The organism is Mesorhizobium sp. CO1-1-7, from assembly GCF_020164885.1.
Lineage (GTDB): Bacteria > Pseudomonadota > Alphaproteobacteria > Rhizobiales > Rhizobiaceae > Mesorhizobium > Mesorhizobium australicum.
The window spans coordinates 71975-94460 of sequence record NZ_JAIUHA010000008.1 but is presented as its reverse complement, the minus strand read 5'-3'; the positions used below and the strand labels follow the sequence as shown (position 1 = coordinate 94460).

Sequence of the window (22486 nt, the reverse complement as noted above, 5' to 3'; positions counted from 1 at the left end):
GGAAATGAAGCTGGTCGCTCTCGCCGTTTCCTATTTCAGCTCCAGCAGCCGTTCCAGATAGCTGCGCTCGATGTCGGGGCTGAGCGCATTGCCGAGCCGCTTGCGGATCGCTTCCAGAATCTGGCGCGCGCGCTGAACGTCGATCTCGTCGGGCACTTTCACCGAATCGCCAAAATCGGGACCCTGGCTGGCGCGCGGCCGGCCGAGCGGGTCGCGGTCGGCATCCTGCTGGCGGCCGCCTTGCTGGCTGCCGCCCTGGTCGCCCTGCATGGCCTGCATCTGTTTCATCATGTCCTTGGCGCCCTTGCGCAGCGCCTCGAGCGCCCGGCCCTGGTGGCCGACGGCCTCGTCGCCCTGGCCCTCGCCAAGCGCCTGCTCGGCGCTGCCCATGGACTTGCCGGCCTCGCCAAATCCTTCATTGGGCTCCATGCCCATGCCCTCGAGGCCTTTCTTCAGCTGCTCCAGATCGCTCTTCAGCTGGCCCTGGCCCTCCTGCAGCTGCTTCAGCGCATCGGCGAATTCCTGCGGCGTCATAGGCTTTGGCTCGCCATTCTCGCCGGGCTTGCCGTTTTCGCCAGATTGACCTTGCTCATCGTTCTGGCCAAGCTGCTCGTCGCGGTTGCGGCCGCGCTGGCGCTCGCCGCGCTGCATCTGATCCATGCGGAAGGTGTCGTTCATCATCTCCTGCTGCCGCCGCAGGATCTCGCCAAGCTTGTCCATCTGCTGACGCATCTGGCTGTCCTGCTCGCCCCCCTGCTGCTGGCGGCCGGCCTGGAGGTTGTTCATCATGTCCTGCAACTGAGACAGCAATTGCTGGGCCTTGTCGCGATCGCCGGACTTCGCCAGATTTTCGATCTGGTCCATCATGCGGTCGATGTCGCTCTGGCGCAGCTCCTGGCCGTTCTGCTGCATCTGCGGCGCGTTCGGGTTCTGCTTGGCGCGTTCGGCGAACTCCTGCAGGAACTGGTTCATCGCCTCGCGCAGTTCCTTCATCGCCTTCTCGATCTCGGCATCGCTGGCGCCATTCTTGATGGCGTCCTGCAGTGCCTGCTGGGCCTGGCGCAGCCGCTTTTCGGCCGCCGAGAGGTTGCCCTCCTCGATACCAAGCGCGATCTCCCAGAGGTAGGCAACCTCGCTGCGCAATTGATCGTCGTTCACCGCCAGCTTCAGCCGGCTCATTGCGCTCATGATGGCGAGGTAGTGGGACATGGTATCGAACGTGTCTTCAGGCCGCAGCGTGATGGCCTCCATCAGGTCGAGCACGCGCGGCTTGGCATTGGCGTCGAGCGCAAGCAGGCGGCGCTGTTCGATCACCGCGCGTGCCAGCGGGTTGGTGAACGGCCGCTCGGGCATCGCGAGCGTCTTGGTTTCGCTTGAGGCGGTGTGGCCGGCGTCGTCGGTGGCGACTAGCGTCAGCTTGATGCTGCTGCCGGCCCAGACATGCTCGGTCAGGTCTTTCGTGGTCTTGGCGGCATTCAACTTGCCGCCGCGGCGCGGCAGTGTCAGCGGCATTTCCGGCGGACCATAGAGCGGATGCGCACCCGGCGGCTGCGGGTCGGCCAGCGCGAAGACCGCCTTGGCGGTGGCGGCGCCGTAATCGTCATCGATCTGATAGTTGAGCTCGAAGGCGCCGTTGGCGGCGCGCTTGGGCTCGCCGACGAAGCGGATCCGCGGCGGCTTGTCCGGGATGACGGCGAAAGCCCAGCGGCCAAGCTGATCCTCCCCCGATTTCAGCGTCAGCGTCCCGTCGCCGGTCAGCTTGCTGGCGAACTGGCGCACCTTCGAAGGCGAGGCGGACGACACCGCCGGGCTTGCTGCCGGCTTGGCGGCGGCTTGCGGGCTTGCGGGGTCGATGGCGCGCGCATTGCCGTCCTTGTCGGCATAGGCAAGCGTTTCCTCGCCCGAGCCTCCGGTAACGCGCAGGGAGACGTCGCTTCCCTCGGGGACATGAAAAGTCGGGGTCGCCTGGTTGGCGTCGGCAGTCAGGAAGATCGGCGGCTTGCCGGTATAGGCCGGCGGCGTCACCCATGCGTCGATGCGCGGCGGTACGGCGTCGAGCGTGCCATGTGCGCTGAACCCATCTGTCAGCCGGCCGCCGGTCGGCCCGAAGGAGAAGGCAAAGGCAGTGACCAGCAGGAGCGCCGCCACGGCGCGCAATCCCCACGGGTCGCGCTCCGGCACGCGCGTGCGCGGCAGATCGGCGCCGAGATTGTCGAGCTTTCCAGCCATTCGCTTCTGGTGCTCGCGCCAGAGCGCCTGCGAGAAACTGCTTTCCTGGCCGCTGGGCCGGTCGCTCTGCACCTGCACCGGGCTGTGCAGCAGTCTGTTGGCGGCTTCGATGCGGCGATCGATCTCGGCCGCGCCAGGTATGCGGAAAAAGCGCAGCGGATAAAGCGCCGCCAGACCTGCCAGGCAAAACATGGCGATAAGGCCGATGCGCACCACGTCCGGCAGCCGGGGAAAAATACCGAACCAGGAGACGCTGAGAAACAGGCCGACGACGACAATGAGCGGAAGCAGCAGCGGCCAGCCACGCTCGATCGCCATCGAGACCCGCGTCGCCAGCCGGCTCAAGGCCAGGCGTCCGGCCAGGCCGCGATTGCTGCTGAAGGTGGGTCGTTCGGTCATCGGCCCTTCCTGGAGCCCTGTTCCGTCCTGAAGGACCGCAATGGGCTCTATCTCTTTGGGCATGATCTGTTCCGAAACTTGGATTCTATTTTTCGGGATCATGCGGCGAGGCGGACGGGATAGCCCAAGCCTCACGACTCGAAGAATACCAGTAAACACGGCAAAGGCGAGGCAGTTTGAGAAAACGTGAAGCCTGCCGAAATGGTTGCAATCAGAAATTGGCGGGGTTTGCGTTGGCCCCACAGACCAGCACGGCGACCCGTTCGCCCGGTGTCGGCGCGTAGCGGCCGGACAGGATCGCGGCAAAGGCGGCGGCACCACCCGGCTCCGAGATGATGCGCACGCGGTTCCAGAGCGCCTTCTGGGCGGCGATGATGTCGTCGTCGCTGACCAGGATGGAGCGTTCGACGAAGGCTTCGGCGATCGGGAACATCATCTCGCCGACCCGCTTGGGCGCCAGCGAATCGGCGGCGATGCCTTCCGCCGGCGCGTCCACCGGATGGCCGGCCTCGAAGGCGCGATGAAGCGTCGGCGCACCCTCGGGCTCTACGGCGACGATGCGGATGCGGCCGGCATACCAGGCGGCGATGCCGCCGATCAGGCCGCCACCACCGACGGCGACCAGCAGCGTGTCGATCTCAGGCAGATCGCTTTCGATTTCGAGCCCGAGAGTGCCTTGGCCGACCAGCGTCTCCTCCTGGTTGAAGGCGTGGATCTGCAAGGCGCCGGTTTCCTCGGCGAACCGTTCGCTGGCGGCCAGCGCTTCGGCATAGCGGGCGCCGCCGACAACGAGGTCGGCGCCATAGGCCCGGATGCGGTCCAGCTTGGCCTGCGGGCTCACTTCGGGAACGAAGATGGTTGCTCTGTGGCCAAGCCGCATGGCGGCGTAGGCGACGGCAGCGCCATGATTGCCGCCCGATGCGGCGACGACGCCGGCCTCGGGAACCGGCCGCTCCAGGAGGTTGGTGAAGGCGCCGCGGGCTTTGAACGAGCCGGAATGCTGCAGGCATTCGAGCTTGAGGTCGATCGCCAATGGCCCCCGATCGAAGTCGGCCATGTCGACGCGCAGAACCGGTGTGTGCCTGATATAGGGGCGGATGCGCGGTTCCATCGCGGCGATGCGTCCGCGTGTGACGACGTTGCCCTGCGACATCAAAATCTCCTTGGGATTGACAGCAATTAGTAACTTGGCAAAATGGCTAAATGCAAGAGGTTGATGTCTTCAAGGCGATCGCCAACGAGCGCAGACTGCAGATTCTCGACTGGCTCAAGAATCCACGTGCGCATTTCCGGGCACAGGCGGATGGCGATCTGGTCGAGGACGGCGTCTGCGCGCTGCTGATCGCCGAGAAGCTCGGCATCACTCAGGCGACGCTTTCCGAGCATATGCGCGTGCTCGTCCAGGCCGGCCTGCTCAGAACCAAGCGCATCAGGCAATGGACCTTCTACCGCCGCGACGAGGACAGGATCGCCGACGCAAGGGCACTCATCCAGAACCGGTTATAGCGTCGCGGCAGGGCGGCTTACGCAAGCCAGTCCGGCACCGAATCCAGCCCGATCAGCTCGTCATAGGTCGGGCGCGGACGCACGACATGGAAACGGTCGCCGTCGACCAGCACCTCCGGCACCAGCAGGCGAGTGTTGTAGGTGCCGGCCTGGACCGCGCCATAGGCGCCGGCGGTGGAAACGGCGACGAGATCGCCCGCCATCAGCCGGGGCAGGTCGCGGTCGAGGCCGAGATAATCGCCGGTCTCGCAGACTTGGCCGACTACGTCGACCATCATGCGCGGCGCGTCGGCCGGCGGCTGCACGACCGGCCTGATCTCGTGGAAGGCATCATAGAGCGTCGGCCGGATCAGGTCATTCATGGCAGCGTCGACAACGAGGAAATTCTTGGCGTCGCCTTCCTTCACGAAAATCACTTCCGAGACCAGGATGCCGGCATTGCCAACGATCAGCCGGCCCGGCTCGAACATCACCTTGAGACCCAATTTGGTGACATGCTTGCGGACGATCTGGGCATAGGCGTCGGGCAAGGGGGGCGGGTTGTTGTCGACGCGGTAGGGAATGCCGAGACCGCCGCCGAGATCGACATGCTCGATGGCGTGGCCGTCGCCGCGCAGCGCTCCGACCAGGTCGACCAGCAGGGCGAAGGCGTCGTCGAAGGGCTGCAACTCGGTGATCTGGCTGCCGATATGGGTATCGATGCCGGTGACCTTAATGCCCGGAAGCGTTGCCGCGCGGGCATAGACCTGGCGCGCCCGCTGCCAGGGAATGCCGAACTTGTTTTCAGCCTTGCCGGTTGAGATTTTCTTGTGGGTCTTGGCGTCGACATCGGGATTGATGCGCAGCGAGATAGGCGCCACCTTGCCGAGCGCCACGGCACGTGCCGACAACAGCTCGAGTTCCGGCTCGGATTCGACGTTGAAGCAGAGAATGCCGGCTTGGAGCGCAAAGTCCATTTCGCGGGCGGTCTTGCCGACGCCCGAGAACAGGATCTTGCCGGCCGGGACTCCTGCGGCGAGAGCCCGGCGCAATTCGCCTTCCGAGACGACGTCGGCGCCGGCGCCGAGCTTGGCCAAGGTCCGCAGCACCGCCTGGTTGGAATTGGCCTTCATGGCGTAGCAGACCAGCGTATCGAGCCCGGCAAAGGCCTGGACGAAGACACGGTAGTGCCTAGTCAGGGTCGCCGTCGAATAGCAATAGAACGGCGTGCCGACCTGTGCGGCGATATCAGGGATCGCCACGTCCTCGGCATGCAGCACGCCATCGCGGTAGTCGAAATGGTTCACGAGTGTGGTTCCGGAAGTTGAGGCACGATGCGATCGGGTTTGGACAAGACCAATCCCGCCTTCATCGGCGCTAGATCAGCGGGTCGAGAATGAACTTCTTGTCCACGACCGGTTTTTCCGGTTCCGGCGGCACGGGCTGGTGGGCCTTCTCGGCATCCTTGCGTGCCTGGACAGCCGCCTCATAGGGCGTGTCCAGGCCCGCCTTGCGGCCGCAGGCGGTCACGAAGGCAAGCGCCGCAAGCAGCGTCAGCGTCACCAAAATCCTGCTTCCGGTCATCGATCCATCCGTCCGAAACTCTCTGTCCGCCGCTGCTTTTAGCCGAGTTCTCGGTGCATTGCACCCCGGATATTGCTGATCGCGATATCCGGCATTACGCCTTGGCGAGACGCTTTTTCCAATAGCGGATCTGCTTTCTCACTTCCGATGGCGCGGTGCCGCCGAAGCTGGTGCGACTCTTGACCGAGTTCTGCACCGCCAGCACCGAGAATATGTCGGAAGTGATGCCTGGGTTGATCGATTGCAGATCCTCCAGCGAAAGCTTTTCCAGGCTGACCTTCCTGTGTTCGGCCAGCGCCACCGCGCGGCCGGTGACATGATGGGCCTCGCGGAACGGCAGGCCCAAGGTACGCACCAGCCAGTCGGCGAGGTCGGTGGCGGTGGCGTGGCCGGAGCCGGCGGCCTTCTTCATCGCGGCGGCATTGACCGTCATGTCCGCAACCATGCCGGTCATCGCGGCCAGCATCAGGTCGAGCGTCTCGGCCGCGTCGAACACCGATTCCTTGTCCTCCTGCATGTCCTTGCCGTAGGTCAAAGGCATGCCCTTCATCACCGTCAGCAGGCCGACCAGATGGCCGTTGACGCGGCCTGTCTTGCCGCGAACCAGTTCGGCCGCGTCGGGGTTCTTCTTCTGCGGCATGATCGAGGAGCCGGTGGAAAAACTATCCGACAGCCTGATGAAGCCGAATTGTGGCGTCGACCAGATGATGATCTCCTCGGCCAGCCGCGACAGGTGAGTGGCGCAGATCGCCGCCATGGCAAGGAATTCCAGCGCGAAATCGCGGTCTGAGACGCTGTCCAGCGAATTGCGCATCGGCTCGCGAAAGCCGAGCGCGCTCGCGGTCTGGTGACGGTCGATCGGGAAGCTGGTGCCGGCAAGGGCGGCGGCACCGAGCGGGCTCTCGTCCATCCGTTCGATGGCGTCGCGCACGCGCGACAGGTCGCGCGAAAACATCTCGACATAGGCCATGCAATGATGGCCGAAAGTGACCGGCTGCGCCGCCTGCATGTGGGTGAAACCCGGCATGACGGTCGCCGCATGTTCCTCGGCTCGCGCCAGGAGGGCCATGATCAAGCCTTTCAACGCCTCGGCGACACGAAAGCATTCGTCCTTGACCCAGAGCCTCAGATCGACGGCCACCTGGTCGTTGCGCGAACGGGCGGTGTGCAGCCGGCCGGCCGCCGGACCGATGAGATCGGCAAGGCGGGCCTCTATGTTCATGTGGATGTCTTCCAGCCGCGTCGAAAACTCGAAGCTGCCGCCCTCGATCTCTTTCAGGATCGTGTTCAGACCGTGAGCGATTTTTTCTTGATCGGCCGCCGAAATAATGCCCGTTTGCGCCAGCATCTCGCTATGAGCGATCGAGCCTCTTATGTCCTGCGCGTAGAGTTTGCGGTCGAACGAGATCGACGCGTTGATCGCTTCCATGATCGCGGCCGGACCCGAGGCAAATCGTCCGCCCCACATCTGGTTGCTGGTCTTCTTGTCGCTCATGGCTATAACCCGTGCTTCGGAGCAGTTTGAGAATATGGCAGACGGAAACAGATTTTTCCCGGCCCGGCGCCTGATCCTCGCCGCCCTGGTGGCGGGAGCGCTGGCCGGCGCGGTCGCGGTATATGTCAGCGAGAGCCGGTCTGGCAACAGCGCCGCGCCCCAAGCAGCCGCCGGCGACAAGGACGATGTCGCCTGCGCCGCCAAGAGCGATCGCGCCAAGAAGGTCGCGGCCGCGGCCACCGGCGAGGTCGCGGCACTTTTGCCGGCCGATCCGCCGCAGTCGATGAGGAGCCTCGCCTTCCACGGTCCGGACGGCAAGCCGATGACGATCGCCGATCATGCCGGCAAGACGGTGCTGCTCAATCTCTGGGCCACATGGTGCGCGCCCTGCCGTGCCGAAATGCCGGCGCTCGATGCGCTGCAAAAGGAGAAAGGCAGCGACGCCTTTCAGGTCGTCGCCGTCAACGTCGATGCCGGCGACGACGTGAAACCGAAGAAGTTTCTCGCCGATACCGGTGTGCACACGCTCGGCTACTACCGCGATTCGACGATGACACTGTTCAACGACCTCAAGACGCGCGGTCTGGCGCTCGGCCTGCCCGTCACCATGCTGATCGACGGCGAAGGCTGCCTGATCGCCCACATGAACGGTCCAGCCGAATGGGCGGGCCCCGATGCAAAGCGGCTGGTCGAGACGGCGCTCGGGTCGTGAGCCAGAGCACTTCCAGGAAAGTGTGTAACGGTTCTCCGTCCGGAATTGCGTAAAAGCAAAGAGCTCTAGGCCGAGCGTACGCTCGGCTTGAGCAATACGAGGCTGCCATCCTGGCTGTCGGCGCTTCGGCCCCGAACACGCTTGCCGTGGCCGGTCAGGTCCCCGAACGCCTCGATCGGCGCCGGCTTGCCCAGATAATAGCCCTGGCCGATCTCGCAAGCCTCGGCGTCGAGGAACTTCAACTCGCCGAGCGTCTCGACGCCCTCCGCCAGCACCGGCAGACCCAGGCCGCGCCCCAGCCCGAGCACGGCGCGCACGATCGCCGCAACCTGGCCGTTGGTGTCGACGGACTTGATGAAGGAACCGTCGATCTTGATCTTGTCGAAAGGGAAGGCGCGAAGGTTGGAGAGGGAGGAATAGCCGGTTCCGAAATCATCCATGGCCACGCGCACGCCAAGCGCCTTGACCTGTCGCAAACTCGCCAACGCGCGCGGCATGTCCTTCACCAGAGCCGTCTCGGTGATTTCGAGTTCCAGCCTGGCTGCCGCGAGACCGGACTTGAGCAAGGTCTCGTGCACCTTTCGGCTGAAGTTCGGATTGTGCAACTGCACCGCGGAGACGTTGACGGCCACCGTCAGTGGATTTTCCCAGCTGGCGGCCTCCCGGCACGCTGCCGTCAGCACCCAATCTCCGATCTGGCCTATGGCGCCGCTGTCCTCCGCCAGCGGTATGAATATGGACGGCGGAACATCTCCGCGTTCGGGATGCCGCCAACGGATCAAGGCTTCGAAGCCGACCATTTTGCCGCTGCTGATCTCCTTCTGCGGCTGATAGACGAGATAGAATTCGTCGCGCGCGACTGCCTGGCGCAGTTCGTGCTCCATGACGCGCTTGTCGCGAGCCTCCGCGCCCATCGACGCCTCGAAATAGCGATAGGTGTCCCTGCCTTCGGTCTTGGCGCGATAGAGCGCGGTATCCGCATGGCTGATGAGGCTGGCCTGGTCTTCCGCGTCCAGCGGATAGAGCGCGATGCCGATGCTCCCCGATACCAGCCCGCCACCCGCCGAGAGCCGGTTCTCCTTGCGCATCGCGGCGAGCACCGCGTCGGCTATCCGGCTCGCCGCCTGCGGGTCGGGCAGGTTGGGGGCGATGATGGCGAATTCGTCGCCGCCCAGGCGCGCCAGCATCTGTCCGTGGCGAAGAACGCCGGAGACGCAGTTCGCCACCTTCTGAAGCATCGCGTCGCCTGCGCCATGCCCATAAAGATCGTTCACCTCCTTGAACCGGTCGAGGTCGAGCAGCAGAAGCGCAAGATGTCCGCCCCTCGCGCCCTTGCCGGCTTTTGCGTCTCGGCTCGTGGCGGCGATTTCGGTATCAAGCCGGCTGGAAAAGCTACGGCGGTTGGCGAGCCCCGTCAGCGGATCGAAATGAGCGAGGCGAAGGATTTCCTGTTCCGCCTTCTTGCGTTCGCGAATGTCGCGGACGGCGACGACATTGTGAGGCTTGCCGCAATAGTCGATGCTTCTGGCGATCAGTTCGACGGGAATTCTCATCCCGTCGCGATTGCTCAGTTCCGCCTCCCAGGGCTGTCCCTGGAAGTTGATCAGGTCGGATGCGGTGCGCTCATCGAAGAGGTCGCCAAGTTCCCTTCCGTTCAGTGTCGTGGCGACCATGCCGGTCAGCCTGGCCATGCTGTCGTTGACACTGACGATGCGATTGCCATCGCAGACGATCAGGCCTTCCACCGCGGCGTTGGCTAAACCGTGCATGCGGTCGACCTCAAGCTTTTGGCGGCGGAAGCGAAGGTCGATCCACAGCGCGGTGGCCGAAAGCACCAGGATCACCAGAGTGGCCGCAGCGGCGGCGAAGGCCTGCGAGGTCGGTGCGACGGTGTGTTGGGATATGGCGATCGAGGAATCCGGGAAGATCGAGACGGCAGCCATGGCGATGAAGTGCAGGCCGCAGATTGCCAGCGTCAGCAAGACCGCACCGGCAAGCGTCGCAGGCAGCGACGAGCCGCGCAGGACGACGCGCAAAGCCAGCGCCGCGAGCGTCACGCCGGCCAGCAAGGAGACGGCGACGAGGAGCAGGTTCCATTCGATCCGGCCCTCGACCTCGAATGCCGCCATGCCGATGTAGTGCATGGCGGCAATACCGCCGCCCAGAACGGCGCCGCCGACCAGATGGTAATCAAGCTCGTCGCGCAAGGTGGCGACCCACATGCCGGCCGCCGTAACCGCCACCGCGCCAGCGAGCGAGAGTACTGAAAGTCCGGGATCATAGGCGTTGGGGATTCCCGGCGTGAAGGCAAGCATGGCGATGAAGTGCGTTGCCCAGATGCCGAAACCGGTCGAGGTGGAGGCGATCGTCAGCCAGGCAAGCCGATTTCGATCCGTCGAGCGACCTATGTGATGAAGAAGATTGACGGCTGAAAAACAGGAAATTCCACAAATCAGCGCTGCCAGTGCAACCAGCCTCAGATCGTGCTGGTTCACGATGCAGTTATAGACCGTCAGCATCTTATTCCCCCTGGCCCGCAGGAAATAAAGAAAGAAATATGACTGATTAATGCTTGGCTGTTGAAGGATCGATAAAGCCGCCTGCAACCATAGCGTGCTTTTGCGGCGCAAGCTGACCGCAAGAGCACAGGCCAGGTCAGCCGCATCGATTGAAGACGACGGTTATTTCAGGCGGACGGTCACTGTCAGGGCGTCATGATCCGAGCTTGGGCTGCCATCCGGCAACACCGCCGGAAGAACCGCCGGCGCGCTGGCCGCGAGGCCCCGCGTGAAGAACCAGTCGATTCGGCCAACCGGCGTGCCGGCGGGCCGGCGCTGGGTGGGCAGGTCCAAATTGTTGGCGGCCTGCCAATCATAGCCGCGCTCGGCAAGGGCCGCGAACAGCGGCTCGTGACGCTCGGCATGGATCAGCCGGTCCGGTTCGGCCATGACCCGAGCCATCCACGCCCGTGGGTCGTCATGGCGCTCCTCGTGGCTTGCCGTCAGCGTGTTGAAATCGCCGCCGAGCAGTACCGGCGCTTGCGCATCATAGTTGTCGATCGCGTCGAGGAGTTTGCGTGTCTGAGCTGCCCTGCCAGCCGGATCGGTTCGGTTTTCAAGGTGCACCGAGACGACCGTCATCCTGCGGTCGCCGATGCGCACCTGGCCGCCGATCGCCATGCGTCCGCCGATGCGCGGTTGGCCGCGCTCCGGCCGAAACCAGCCGCCGGCGGCGTCCAGGCGCACCAGGAAGGGTCGCAGCAACGGCATGCCACTGGTCACGGCATTGCCGTGAAAGCCTTCCGCGTTGGCGGCTTCACCGGTTGCCATGCGCTCGGCCTCGTTGCCGCCAGCGAGTTCGACGAACTCGACACCATAGGCGAAGGCATGGCCGAGCCGGTCGGCAAGCACGCTGAGCGGATGGCCGTTGCCGGAGCGTGCCATGCCCTTGTCCACCTCGGACAACAGCACGATTTCGGGGGCCTGCCCGGCAAGCGTTCGTGCAATGGCATCGACATGACGGAGCCGCTCGACGTTCCAGGCCACCACCTTCAAGGCCTCGCCGACGTTCGCGCGCGACGCCTTGCCGCCGATTTCGATCTGGCCAAGAGCCGGAATGGCGGCTGCATGCCGCAAATGGGTGGCGCTGTCGCGCGGGCCTTCGCGCATCGCCTGCCTGTCGGTAATGGGCACGTGCGTCAGCTGCTTCACCAGCATTTTATCATCCCCTTTAGCCGGGTAACAATGACGGCCTTTACGTCCTTGGCAGTCGCCCTAGCTACCTAAGGCGCCGGTGTGACGTTTTCATGCCGCTGTAGCCGCCGGAGGGGAGGAAAGACCAGCTGTGCACAGGCCCGGGAGGCCACAACAGAACTGTCACATACCTTCTCTAAGAGAGCGGGCAAGGACTTGCGCAAGACCCTTGTCAACAGTCATTCAAGAGGGAAGAAATCATGACGATCATCAAGCGGGGCTTTGCTGCCCTTGCCGCTGGCGTGCTCAGCTCCGCGCTGGCGATGCCTGCCTTCGCGGAACCGGTAAAATTCGATTTCTGGTTCGGTCTTTCGGGCGATCTCGCCCGGGTCGTGGACACGCTGTGCAAGAACTTCAACGCCTCGCAGAAGGACTATGAAGTCGTCTGCACCAGCCAGGGCAATTACGACGCCACCTTGCAGAACACCATTGCCGCCTTCCGCGCCGGCAAGCAGCCCACCGTCGTTCAGGTCTATGACGTCGGCACCGCCACCATGATGCTGTCGGGTGCCTACAAGCCCGCCGACAAGCTCATGGAAGAAAACGGCTACAAGATCGACTACGCCGATTATTTCCCAGGCATCGCCCGCTATTACGCCACCTCGAAAGGCGAGATGCTGTCCTTCCCGTTCAACTCGTCTACGGCGTTGATGTACTGGAACAAGGACGCCTTCGCCAAGATCGGCAAGACCGAGGCGCCGAAGACCTGGGAAGACGTCGGCGCCGACCTCAAGGCAATGAAGGACGCCGGCTATGAATGCCCGATGGCGATCAACATCTCGGCCAATGAAAGCTGGCAGCTGATGGAGCAGTTCTCCGCCATTCACAACCAGCCGATCGCTACCAAGAACAATGGCTATGACGGCCTCGACGCCCGCCTCGAAGTCAACAAGACCAAGTTCGTGCAGTACGTCACCGACCTCAAGAAGTGGTATGATGCCGGCCTGATCAAGATCAAGTCGAAGGATCTCGGCCAGGATATGGTCCAGGCCTTTGCCACCGGCACCTGCCAGGTCATCCTGACCTCGGTCGGCGATCACGGCACGGTTGGCCGTACGCAGAAGGAAGGCATGAACTGGGACGTCGCCGAACTGCCCGTCTATGCCGGCACGGAGCGCAAGAACTCGCTCGTCGGCGGCGCATCGCTGTGGGTTCTCTCCGGCAAGTCGGATGCTGAATACAAGGGCGCGGCCGCGTTCCTCAACTTCATCCACGATCCGAAGACCGCCCTGTTCTGGTCGACCAACACCGGTTACATCCCGGTGACCAAGTCGGGCTTCGACTACATGAAGGGCCAGGGCTTTTACGACAAGGCGCCTTACAAGGGCCGCGAAGTCGCGATCGCCAGCCTGACCGCCTCCGAGCCGACCGAAATCACCCGCGGCATCCGCCTGGGCAATTTCACCCAGATCCGCGCCGAGTTCGGCACCCAGATGCAAGCGATCTTCGCCAACAAGGTCACCGTGCAGGAAGGTCTCGACACGCTGGTCAAGAACGGCGACGCCATCCTCGACCGCTTCCAGCAGACATATCCAGGCAAGACCCTGCCCTGATCCAGGGATTTCCCAGACCGCCCGCCGACCCATTTGAGCATGATCCCGAAGACCGGTTTCCAGTTTTCGGGATCATGCCTGGGTCGACGGGCGGGCATTTCGTTATTAATCTCTCGCTTGCTTTAAGCTGACCACCCTGCGGCAACGGCGGACCGATGGAAAAACGCGTCACTTTCGGCAGTTGGACAATCGGCATTCTTTTCGCGGTGCCGCAGCTCCTGCTGATCTTCACCTTCTTCTACTGGCCTGCCGGCCAGGCCGTATACTGGTCGCTGACGCTGCAGCAGCCCTGGGGCGGCGGCAACATCTGGGTCGGTCTCGACAATTTCCGCTCGATCCTGGCCAACGCCGATTACTGGAACTCGATCACCGCCAGCCTTGTCTTTGCCGGCATCAGCACCGGGCTTGCGATGTTCGTCGCGCTCGTGCTCGCCGCGCTCACCGACCGCCAGCTAGCCGGCTCATGGCTGTATCGCGTGGTGCTGATCTGGCCCTATGGCATCGCCGCGCCCGCCCTGGCGCTGGCATTCCGCTTCATCCTGGCGCCGGAAGCCGGCTTCATGGCCGTCGTCAACCAGGTCTGGCCCGGCTTCTGGGATCCCGGCCTGGACGGCGCCGACGCCATGGCTTCGATCATCATCGCCTTTTCCTGGAAGTATGTCGGCTACAACTTCATCTTCTTCCTCGCCGCGTTCCAGGCGATCCCGCGTTCCCTGATCGAAGCCGCCGCGATGGACGGCTCTGGTGTCATGAGGCGCTTCTGGGACATCCAGTTTCCGCTGATCACCCCCACCATCTTCTTCCTGCTTGTCATCAACATCACGGAAAGCTTCCAGGATTCCTTCGGCATCGTCGACATCATGACGTCCGGTGGGCCGGCGAATGCCACCAATCTGATGGTCTACAAGATCTACTCCGACGGCTTCAAAGGCCTCGATTACTCCGGTGCCGCCGCGCAGAGCATCATCCTGATGCTGCTCATCATCGTGCTGACCATTTTCCAGTTCCGCTTCATCGAGCGGCGCGTCCATTACAGGTGAGACTGATATGGTCGAGCGCACCCCGTTCCTCAATTTTTTCACGCACCTGATCTTGTTCGTCGGCTTCGTTTTCTGCGTGGCGCCGTTCGCCATCGTGGCGATCGCCGCCTCGCATAATCTCAGGGATGTCAACGACGTGCCGATGTCGCTGCTGCCGGGCAGCGATTTCTGGATCAACATCAAGACCGCCTGGGTGACGGCCGACCTTGGTCCCAAGCTGCTGAACAGCTTCATCGTTGCGACCGGCGTTGCCGCAGGCAAAGTGATCGTCTCGGCGCTCACCGCCTTCGCGATCGTCTATTTCCGATTTCCCGGCCGCACGCTGATCTTCTGGCTGATCTTCATCACTCTGATGCTGCCGCTTGAAGTGCGCATCGTGCCGACCTACGCAGTGGTCGCCAACGTGCTCGAGCCGTATCAGGCTATCCTGGACGTGACCGGCCTGAGCTGGCTGATCGAAACGGTTTCGGGCGTGCAGGTCCAGCTCAGCGTTGGGCTGCTCAACTCCTATCCCGGCCTAATTCTGCCGCTGGTCGCCACGGCGACCGGGACGTTCCTTTATCGCCAATTCTTCCTGACCGTGCCGGACGAATTGACGGAAGCCGCACGCATGGATGGCGCCGGGCCACTGCGCTTCTTCATCGATATCCTGTTGCCGCTGTCGCGCAACAACATGGCGGCGCTCGGGACCATCATGTTCCTGTGGGCATGGAACCAGTATCTATGGCCGCTGCTCATCACCACCGACCAGTCGCATGCGATGGCGGTGACCGAGCTCAAGCAGCTCATCCCCAATGTCGGCGGCACTCCGGAGTGGCATATCGCCATGGCCGGTACTCTCGTCATTATGCTGCCGCCGATGATCGTCGTGGTGCTGATGCAGCGCTGGTTCGTGCGCGGCCTGATCGCCACCGAGAAGTAACAAGGAGACAAAAAATGGCCTCCATCGCAATACGCGGCGTCAAGAAGAACTATGCCAAGACGCAGGTCGTGCACGGCGTGGATCTCGACTTTGCCTCGGGCGAATTCGTCGTCATCCTCGGGCCGTCCGGCTGCGGCAAGTCCACGCTGCTCAGGATGATCGCGGGGCTGGAAGAAATTTCCGACGGCACGATCGCCATCGACGGCACGGTGGTCAACAAACTCGAGCCGCGCGAGCGCGGCTGCGCCATGGTGTTCCAGAATTACGCGCTTTATCCGCATATGAGCGTGGCCCAGAACATCGGCTATTCGCTGAAAGTCGCCGGTGTTCCCTCGGCCGAGCGCAACCAGCGCATCCAGGCGGTGGCCCGCACGCTGGAACTCGAGCAACTGCTCGACCGCAAGCCGATGGCGCTTTCGGGTGGCCAGAGGCAGCGCGTCGCCATGGGCCGCGCCATGATCCGCGAGCCGAAGGTGTTCCTGTTCGACGAGCCTCTGTCCAATCTCGACGCCAAGCTGCGCGTGCAGATGCGCTCGGAGATCCGCAAGCTGCATCGCCGGCTGAATGCCACCTCCGTCTTCGTCACCCACGACCAGGTCGAGGCCATGACATTGGCCGACCGACTGGTGGTGATGAATGGGGGACGGGTCGAACAGGTCGGCACGCCAGGTGAAATCTACACCCGCCCGGCCAGCCGCTTCGTCGCCACGTTCGTCGGCGCGCCGGCCATGAACATCCTCGAAGGCACCGCCGAACTCGACGGATTGTCGCTGCTCGGCGGCAGCCGGCGCCTGGCGATGGCTCGCGCCGGCCTGCCGGTCGGCACGAAAGTGGCGATGGGCATCCGGCCGGAGGCGGTGCGGCTGGTGGCGCCGGGAACGCCGGGCGCGCTCGATGCGACTGTCGACCTAGTCGAGGAATTGGGCGCGGGGCGGGTGATCTATGTCGACCTCGACGGCGCGCCGTTTTCGGTGATGACCTCGGAGCCCGTTCACCCCGAGCCCGGCAGCACCGTCGGGCTGAAGATCTCGCCTGACGACATGCACTTCTTCTCGTCGGAGACAGGGACCCGTCTCGATGTCTTCAAGGCTTCGGTGCCAGAGCCAGCGCTTTGATTTCCAGCACGCGCGCCGCCAAAGAGACGTACATGAAAGTCATCCAGGTCACTGACGTGCATCTCGGTCGGCAAGGTGAGCGCCGCTATGGGGCCGACCTGCACCAGCGGCTGGATCAGTGCATCGCGCACATCAATGCGCATCACGCCGACGCCGCGCTTTGCGTCTTCACCGGCGACCTGACGGAGACCGGTGCGCCGCGGAGCTATGCCGATCTGCGCGCTGCCCTGACCACGCTGTCGGTGCCGTACAGGCTGCTGCCGGGCAACCATGACCGGCGGGCAAATCTCATCGCCGCGTTTCCCGACGTTCCGGTCGACGAAAACGGCTTCGTGCAGTCGGTCCACGATACCGGCAACGAAGTGCTGTTGTTTCTCGACTGCCTGGCGGAAGGGCGCATCGAGGGCGAACTGTGCGAGAGGCGGCTTGCCTGGCTCGAAGCCCGGCTGGAACGGTCGGGCGGCCGGCCCGCTTACGTGTTCCTGCATCATCCGCCGGTCGCGCTCGGCCTGCCTCAACTCGATCCGCTGGCGCTTCAGCAGCCCGAGCGGTTGCTCGACTTGTTGCGGGGCCATGGCAACGTCCGCCATATCTTCTTCGGCCATGTGCATCGCGACATTGCCGGCACCGTTGCCGGCATCCCGTTCTCGGCGCAGCGCGGCCTGCATGCCCGCTTCGAGCTCGCCCTCGAGCGATCGAGCGAGATCGTCGAACAAGCGCCGCCGTCCTACGCCGTCATCCTCATCGACAGCGCCAACGCGTGCGTGGTGGTGCACGGTTGCGATTTTATCGAGCAATGGCCGATCTATTCAGCCGAAACCGGCGAACGCATCACGGCGTAAGCTTGCCACTTCGCTTGGGTTCAGCGGCTTAAAATCGTCGGGCTCAAGCGAAGACGTGCGCCTTGCCCGATACGGTCAGCCGCACGATCTCGCCGACCGCCGGCGCGTCCATGCCGGATTTGCGCAGGATCAGCGGCGTGCCGCCGATGGCCGCGGCGTCGGGCGGATCGGAATTGTTCAGGAGCCGCACCGCGATCGTGCATGTCGAGCCGGCGAACTCCGATTCCGTTACCTCGCCGAAAGGCATGTCCGATGTGCCCGACATGCCCTCGCGCGAGGTGCGTTTCAGGCCGATCTGCTCCGGCCGCAGCATGATGCGGGCGACATCGCGGCTGTCCGGCGCGTCGACGGCGATGCGGCCCAGCGGCGAATTGGCGAAGCCGCCCGAAATGCTCGCCGGCAGGATGATGGCATCGCCGAGGAACTCGGCGATCATCCTGTCCTTCGGCTTGAGATAGAGCTCGCGCGGCGTACCGACCTGGGAAAATTTTCCATCGCGCATTACCGCCACCTGGCTGGCGAAGGAGAGTGCCTCGGCCTGATCGTGCGTCACCAGGATGGTGGTGATGCCAGCCGCCTCCAGAAGTTCGGCCACCGCCTTGCGCATCGAGGCGCGCAGGCCGGTGTCGAGTGCCGAGAACGGCTCGTCGAGCAGCATCAGCCGCGGCTTCATCGCCATGGCCCGGGCCAGCGCCACGCGCTGCTGCTGGCCGCCGGAGAGCTCGTGCGGGCGGCGTTTGAGGATCGCCTTGTCGAGTCCCACGATGTAGGCAAGTTCGACGATGCGCTCGGCGCGCTTGTCGTCGTCCCGTGCCATGCCGAAGCCGATATTGTCCGAGATGGTCAGATGCGGGAACAGGGCGCCGTCCTGCGCCACCACGCCGATGCCGCGGCGATGCGCCGGGACAGCGGCGCCGCCATTGGCCAGCACCTGCCCGTCGAGTACGATGCGGCCTTGGTCAGGCGCCTCGAAGCCGGCGATCAGCCGCAGCAAGGTCGTCTTGCCGCAGCCGGAAGGTCCCACGATCGCCGTGCGGCTGCCGCTGGCGACGTTCAGGTTGACGCCGGCCAGTGCGGCTACCGGGCCGTAGTGCTTGTGCAGATTGCCGAGTTCGAGAAAGCTCATCGTCCTGCCATCCGCTTCGACTGGACGTAGAGCAGCCAGGTCAGGGGCAGCGACATCGCCACCATGATGAAGGCGTAAGGAGCCGCCGAGGCGTAATCGATCTCGCTGCTGTAGGACCAGAACGCCATGGCCAGTGTGCGGGTGCCGTTCGGCGCCAGCATCTGGGTCGCGGTCAGTTCGTTCATGATGCCGAGCGCCACCAGCGCCATGCCAGCCGCCACACCGGGCGCCGACAGGCGGATCGTCGTCGACCACAGCGCATTGAGCGGCCGCCGGCCGAGGCTGGACGCGGCGCGTTCGAGCTCGACCGGCGCTTGCGCGATCGATGCACGCAGGCTGACCAGCGCGCGCGGCAGGAACATCAGTGCGTAGGCGACCAGGATAGTGAACAGGGTCTGGTAGAGCGGCAGTGCGATGCGCACCGTGATGGTGACCAGCGCCAGCGCGATCACGACCCCGGGCAGCGAGCCGACGATGTAATTGCATCCCTCGAGCAAGCGCTGCAACGGACCCGGCGCGCGGATAGAGATCCAGGCCATCGGCATGGCCGCGACAGTGGCAAGCAGGGCGCCAGCGAGGGACAGGAACAGCGTCTGGCCGAGTGCCAGGCCGATCTCGTCGAAGCGCCAGACATCGGCGCCGCCGGCGGCGAGCCAGCGCCCGATGGTCACGAACGGAACGCCAAGCGCCAGCAATGTGGTGACGGCGAGCAGCAGCAAGCTGGGCAGGGTGGCGCGGCCGAGGTTCATTCGTTGCTGGTATCGCGCGGCACCCGAGCCGACACGGGCATAACGTTCCTCGCCGCGGACCAGCACTTCGAGGCCGAGCAGCACGAAGCAGCAGGTCACCAGCACGCCGGCCAGCATGTTGGCGGCCGGACCGTTGAAGGTCGACTGGAACTGATCGACGATCGCGGTCGTGAAGGTGTCGAAGCGAATGAAGACATAGAGGCCATATTCGGCCAGCAGATGCAGGCCGACCAACAGCGAGCCGCCGCATATTGCGAGCCTGAGCTGCGGCAGCACGACGCGCCAGAACACGCGCCAGGGTCCATGGCCAAGTGCCGCGGCCGCGTCCTCGAGAGCGGGATCGAGACGGCGCAGGGCCGCCGACACCGGCAGATAGAGGAAAGGGAAATAGGCGATGACGGACACCAGCACGCCAGCCCACAGGCCGTGCAGCCCGGGCACCAGGGTGATCCAGGCATAGGAGTGCACGAAAGCGGGGATGGCGAGCGGCGCCACGCAGAGCCAGGACCAGAGCCGGGCACCGGGCAGGTCGCTGCGTTCCGTCAGCCAGGCCAGCGTCACCGACAAGGTGATGGCGATCGGCACCGCCAGCAGGACGAGCAGGCCGGTGTTGACCAGCAGTTCGCCGACACGCGGCCGAAAGACCAGTGCCGAGACCGTCTCCCAGCCGGTCTGCACCGCGATCCAGATGATGAAAGCGAGCGGCAGCAGCGCCAGCAGGGAGACAAATATGGCGGCGGCGACAAGCCAAGGCGCCGCCCGCCGCTGCGCCCGTCGACGCATCTTGGGCGGCAGGCCGGGACGCGCGAGATCGACCGCGGACTGCATCAGTTCAGGCGCCATACCGTTGCGACGCGGCAGCGGCAATCATGGGACCACGGTCGCGGTCAGGAACGAAGCGTGTCGTCATGGACGAATGCATCTCGAAACAAAACGCTCCCGCGAAAGGTGAATTCCCGCGGGAGCACGATCTGACGTCCTTATTAGGAAGAACGGCAACTAAAGCAAGCCGGCTGCCGTCATCAGGTCGGTGACCTTCCTGGAGTTCAGCGTCGTGGCATCGACCTTCGGCGCCTGCAGGTCGGCCAGTGGCACCAGCTTCGGATTGGACTGCGCGCCCTTGCCGACCGCGTATTCGAAGGAGGTTCCGTTCTTCAGCACGTCCTGGCCGTTCTTGCCGGTCACCCATTTCAGGAAGGCCTGGGCTTCCTTGGGATGCTTGCTCGAGGCCAGCACGCCGCCGCCGGAAACCGATACGAAAGCGCCCGGATCCTGGTTCTTGAAATAGTGCAGCGCGACGTTCTTGGAGTTTTCGCCGGTTTTGGCCTGATCGCCAAAGTAGTAGTAGTGGTAGATCACGCCGCCTTCGATCTCACCGGCATTGACCGCCTTCATCACGGTGCTGTTGCCCTTGTAGGCGGTGAAGTTCTCCTTCATCGCCTTCAGCCAGTCGGCCGTGGCGGGCTCGCCCTTGAGCTGCAGCAAAGCGCTCACGATGGCCTGGAAATCGGCGCCGGAAGGCGAAGCCGCCCAGCGGCCCTTCCAGCTCGGGTCGGCGAGATCGAGCATCGACTTGGGCAGCTGGTCTGCCTTGAGCTTGGTGGTGTTATAAGCAAACACGGTGCTGCGCGCGGCCACGCCCACCCATTTGCCGCTGGTGGCCTGATAGTCCTGCGGGACTTGAGCCAGCGTATCGGCGTCGACCGGCGCGAACAGGCCGGCATTCTCGACCAGCACCATGGCCGGCGAATTTTCCGTCAGGAACACGTCGGCGGGCGAGGCAGCACCTTCGGCGACGATCTGGTTGGAGAAGTCGCTGTCACCGCCGTTGCGCAAGGTGACCTTTATCCCCGTTTCCTTGGTGAACCCTTCCGCCCATTCCTTCGCCAGGCTTTCATGCTGGGCGTTATAGACGACGATGCCGGCATCTTCGGCCGTCGCCGGACCAGCGGCGAGGCTGATTGCAAGCGCGGCTGCGCTGGCAAGGGCAAGAAGGGGGGATTTCATAAGGGTACTCCTCGGGTTGTCCCGCACTGGGGTGCGTCCGAGTACCAATTCCTGAATGCACTAGTCAAGATTGAAAGACGACGGGCATCATCACGGTTTCGCGTGTCGGACGCCGATGGCATCACCCGATATGCGGGGCTGGTGGCTGCTCCTGCGGGATGCAGCCATCGACCATCGGATGAATGGTCCACCGCTGGTCCAGCCCCTGCTGTGTTCGTTTGGTCTCGGGATCGAACGCTTCGTTCAGCATGGCGCACCAGGTCCTGCGCAGATTGTCGCAGCGCGTCCGGAACGCCGCGCTGCCAAGCCCGTCACGGATATCCTGCGCGGTCAGGTCGGTGGTCTCGCCCGGCGGTTTGGGCGGAACCGTGCCCGTGTCGGCAAAGTCCGGATCCCACTGCAGATAGTGTTTCGCGTCGACACTGGCGGCCGCATCGAATTTGACCACCGCCATCAGCGGATGAAACTCGTGCCAGCCCTTGTGGTAGCCGTCATAGACATGTTCGCCGAGGACGGCGACATGATCGCCCATCCTGATGGGGCCGAGCGCCTTGTCGCCGACATTGGCGTCCTCGACATTGCCGGGGTTCCAGTTGAACAATCCCTGCAGGACCGGCTTGACCCCGCCGAAATAGGATGCCGCTCCGCCGATGGCGCCGCCAATGGCCGCTCCGAGCAATCCTCCCAGGAACGAGCCGATGGCGCAGCCCAGCGCACCCAGGAAGAACGATCCTATGGCGCAGCCGACAGCCGCTCCGGCACTGGCGCCGGCGGCCGCCGCGGCCACCGTGACGACCAGGGCCGCCGTCAGCAGGATGACGATGGCCGGCGCCCATTGGCGCATCTTGATCCAGAAGTCGCCCTCGGCCTCGCAGTGCAGGCCCCAGCGGGCATGATCGTCGGCCGGTGCGTAGCCCAGATCCGTCTTCAGGTCGTCGCGTGGCAGCAGCAGCTCATGACCCTGAAAGCCGTCATTGAGAATATCGTTGGCCGGATGGGCCGCGACGCTGGCGGCGAATTCCGCCGCGACGGTGCCGTCGGCATTGTAGCGATTGGCCGCCGCCAAGGCCGCCTCGTTGGTCTCGGCGTTGAGAATTTCCGTCGTCGGATGCGGCATCAGTATGACGTCGAAATACTGGTCGTTGTCGAAGGCGCCGAGATCGCTGCGGAACGGATTGTAGGAGACGATGCCGACGGCGCATTTCGGATTGTCCTTGTCGAGGCAGACCAGGCGGTGGTTGAGCCATTCCCCGGCGGCCTTGTCGATCGTCGCGGTGGCGGACGCCAGAAATGCGGTTGCCGCGGCAAGTGCCGCACCGACCGGCCCCAGCAGCAGGCCGAAGGCGGCCGCCAGCCCGGTGATCACGATGATCTGCAGCGCCTGGCCGGCGAGGAAAGCCAGTCGATCGTCCTCGTTGTAGGGCTTGCCACCGACCGGATAGAGAAAGCAGCTCGTATAGTGCTTGTACGCCATCG

18 protein-coding genes are annotated in these 22486 nt (G+C 64.1%); 7 read left to right on the top strand and 11 right to left on the bottom strand.

The window, feature by feature from the left end:
- Positions 1 to 30: 30 nt before the first annotated feature.
- Together LB516_RS18680 and LB516_RS18675 are read right to left on the bottom strand one after the other, a co-directional pair.
- Entirely contained in the window at positions 31 to 2628 is a 2598-nt protein-coding gene (locus LB516_RS18680) for a TIGR02302 family protein (protein ID WP_140616828.1), read from the bottom strand.
- A gap of 211 nt (positions 2629 to 2839) precedes the next feature.
- Entirely contained in the window at positions 2840 to 3781 is a 942-nt protein-coding gene (locus tag LB516_RS18675; protein ID WP_140662836.1) for a threonine/serine dehydratase, read from the bottom strand.
- 50 nt (positions 3782 to 3831) lie between these two features.
- Here LB516_RS18675 and LB516_RS18670 point away from each other — a divergent pair, with 50 nt between their 5' ends.
- The gene (locus LB516_RS18670) at positions 3832 to 4134 is read left to right on the top strand and encodes an ArsR/SmtB family transcription factor (protein ID WP_015315541.1); all 303 of its coding nucleotides are present in this window, start codon (positions 3832 to 3834) and stop codon (positions 4132 to 4134) included.
- A 17-nt stretch (positions 4135 to 4151) separates the two neighbouring features.
- On the opposite strand, the gene lysA is transcribed toward LB516_RS18670, so the two are convergent.
- The 3 genes from lysA to argH form a co-directional block, all read right to left on the bottom strand.
- Positions 4152 to 5420, bottom strand: coding sequence for a diaminopimelate decarboxylase (gene lysA / locus LB516_RS18665; protein ID WP_140662834.1), 1269 nt, complete (start codon positions 5418 to 5420; stop codon positions 4152 to 4154).
- A gap of 70 nt (positions 5421 to 5490) precedes the next feature.
- Complete coding sequence (locus LB516_RS18660; RefSeq protein WP_023770782.1) at positions 5491 to 5697, bottom strand: lipoprotein; 207 nt, start codon at positions 5695 to 5697, stop codon at positions 5491 to 5493.
- A 94-nt stretch (positions 5698 to 5791) separates the two neighbouring features.
- Complete coding sequence (gene argH, locus LB516_RS18655) at positions 5792 to 7192, bottom strand: argininosuccinate lyase (protein ID WP_015315544.1); 1401 nt, start codon at positions 7190 to 7192, stop codon at positions 5792 to 5794.
- A gap of 34 nt (positions 7193 to 7226) precedes the next feature.
- Between argH and tlpA the strand changes: the two genes are divergently transcribed.
- The gene (gene tlpA / locus LB516_RS18650; RefSeq protein WP_140720238.1) at positions 7227 to 7904 is read left to right on the top strand and encodes a thiol:disulfide interchange protein TlpA; all 678 of its coding nucleotides are present in this window, start codon (positions 7227 to 7229) and stop codon (positions 7902 to 7904) included.
- Positions 7905 to 7969: 65 nt separating this feature from the next.
- On the opposite strand, the gene LB516_RS18645 is transcribed toward tlpA, so the two are convergent.
- Positions 7970 to 10423, bottom strand: coding sequence for an EAL domain-containing protein (locus LB516_RS18645; RefSeq protein WP_224720163.1), 2454 nt, complete (start codon positions 10421 to 10423; stop codon positions 7970 to 7972).
- Between the two features lie 162 nt (positions 10424 to 10585).
- The gene (locus tag LB516_RS18640) at positions 10586 to 11620 is read right to left on the bottom strand and encodes an endonuclease/exonuclease/phosphatase family protein (RefSeq protein ID WP_224599169.1); all 1035 of its coding nucleotides are present in this window, start codon (positions 11618 to 11620) and stop codon (positions 10586 to 10588) included.
- A 236-nt stretch (positions 11621 to 11856) separates the two neighbouring features.
- On the opposite strand from LB516_RS18640, the gene LB516_RS18635 reads away from it, so the two are divergent.
- The 5 genes from LB516_RS18635 to LB516_RS18615 all read left to right on the top strand — a co-directional run bounded on the left by LB516_RS18635 (position 11857) and on the right by LB516_RS18615 (position 17128).
- Positions 11857 to 13209 carry an extracellular solute-binding protein gene (locus LB516_RS18635; RefSeq protein ID WP_224599160.1) on the top strand — a complete coding sequence of 451 codons (1353 nt, stop codon included), beginning with the start codon at positions 11857 to 11859 and terminating at the stop codon, positions 13207 to 13209.
- A gap of 155 nt (positions 13210 to 13364) precedes the next feature.
- A complete protein-coding gene (locus LB516_RS18630) occupies positions 13365 to 14249 on the top strand; it encodes a carbohydrate ABC transporter permease (RefSeq protein WP_015315549.1) in 885 nt (294 codons plus the stop codon).
- Between the two features lie 7 nt (positions 14250 to 14256).
- A complete protein-coding gene (locus LB516_RS18625; protein WP_224720162.1) occupies positions 14257 to 15171 on the top strand; it encodes an ABC transporter permease subunit in 915 nt (304 codons plus the stop codon).
- A 14-nt stretch (positions 15172 to 15185) separates the two neighbouring features.
- A complete protein-coding gene (locus LB516_RS18620) occupies positions 15186 to 16286 on the top strand; it encodes a sn-glycerol-3-phosphate import ATP-binding protein UgpC (RefSeq protein ID WP_015315551.1) in 1101 nt (366 codons plus the stop codon).
- Positions 16287 to 16318: 32 nt separating this feature from the next.
- Entirely contained in the window at positions 16319 to 17128 is an 810-nt protein-coding gene (locus LB516_RS18615) for a phosphodiesterase (RefSeq protein ID WP_224642096.1), read from the top strand.
- A gap of 43 nt (positions 17129 to 17171) precedes the next feature.
- Here LB516_RS18615 and LB516_RS18610 read toward each other — a convergent pair whose 3' ends face one another.
- The 4 genes from LB516_RS18610 to LB516_RS18595 all read right to left on the bottom strand — a co-directional run bounded on the left by LB516_RS18610 (position 17172) and on the right by LB516_RS18595 (position 22484).
- Entirely contained in the window at positions 17172 to 18254 is a 1083-nt protein-coding gene (locus LB516_RS18610; protein WP_224720161.1) for an ABC transporter ATP-binding protein, read from the bottom strand.
- Positions 18251 to 19831, bottom strand: a complete 1581-nt coding sequence (locus tag LB516_RS18605; protein WP_224720160.1) for an ABC transporter permease — start codon at positions 19829 to 19831, stop codon at positions 18251 to 18253. The genes LB516_RS18610 and LB516_RS18605 overlap by 4 nt, the downstream gene beginning before the upstream one ends.
- 171 nt (positions 19832 to 20002) lie before the next feature.
- The gene (locus LB516_RS18600; protein ID WP_224720159.1) at positions 20003 to 21010 is read right to left on the bottom strand and encodes an iron ABC transporter substrate-binding protein; all 1008 of its coding nucleotides are present in this window, start codon (positions 21008 to 21010) and stop codon (positions 20003 to 20005) included.
- A gap of 121 nt (positions 21011 to 21131) precedes the next feature.
- Positions 21132 to 22484, bottom strand: coding sequence for a hypothetical protein (locus tag LB516_RS18595; RefSeq protein ID WP_224720158.1), 1353 nt, complete (start codon positions 22482 to 22484; stop codon positions 21132 to 21134).
- Positions 22485 to 22486: the final 2 nt, after the last annotated feature.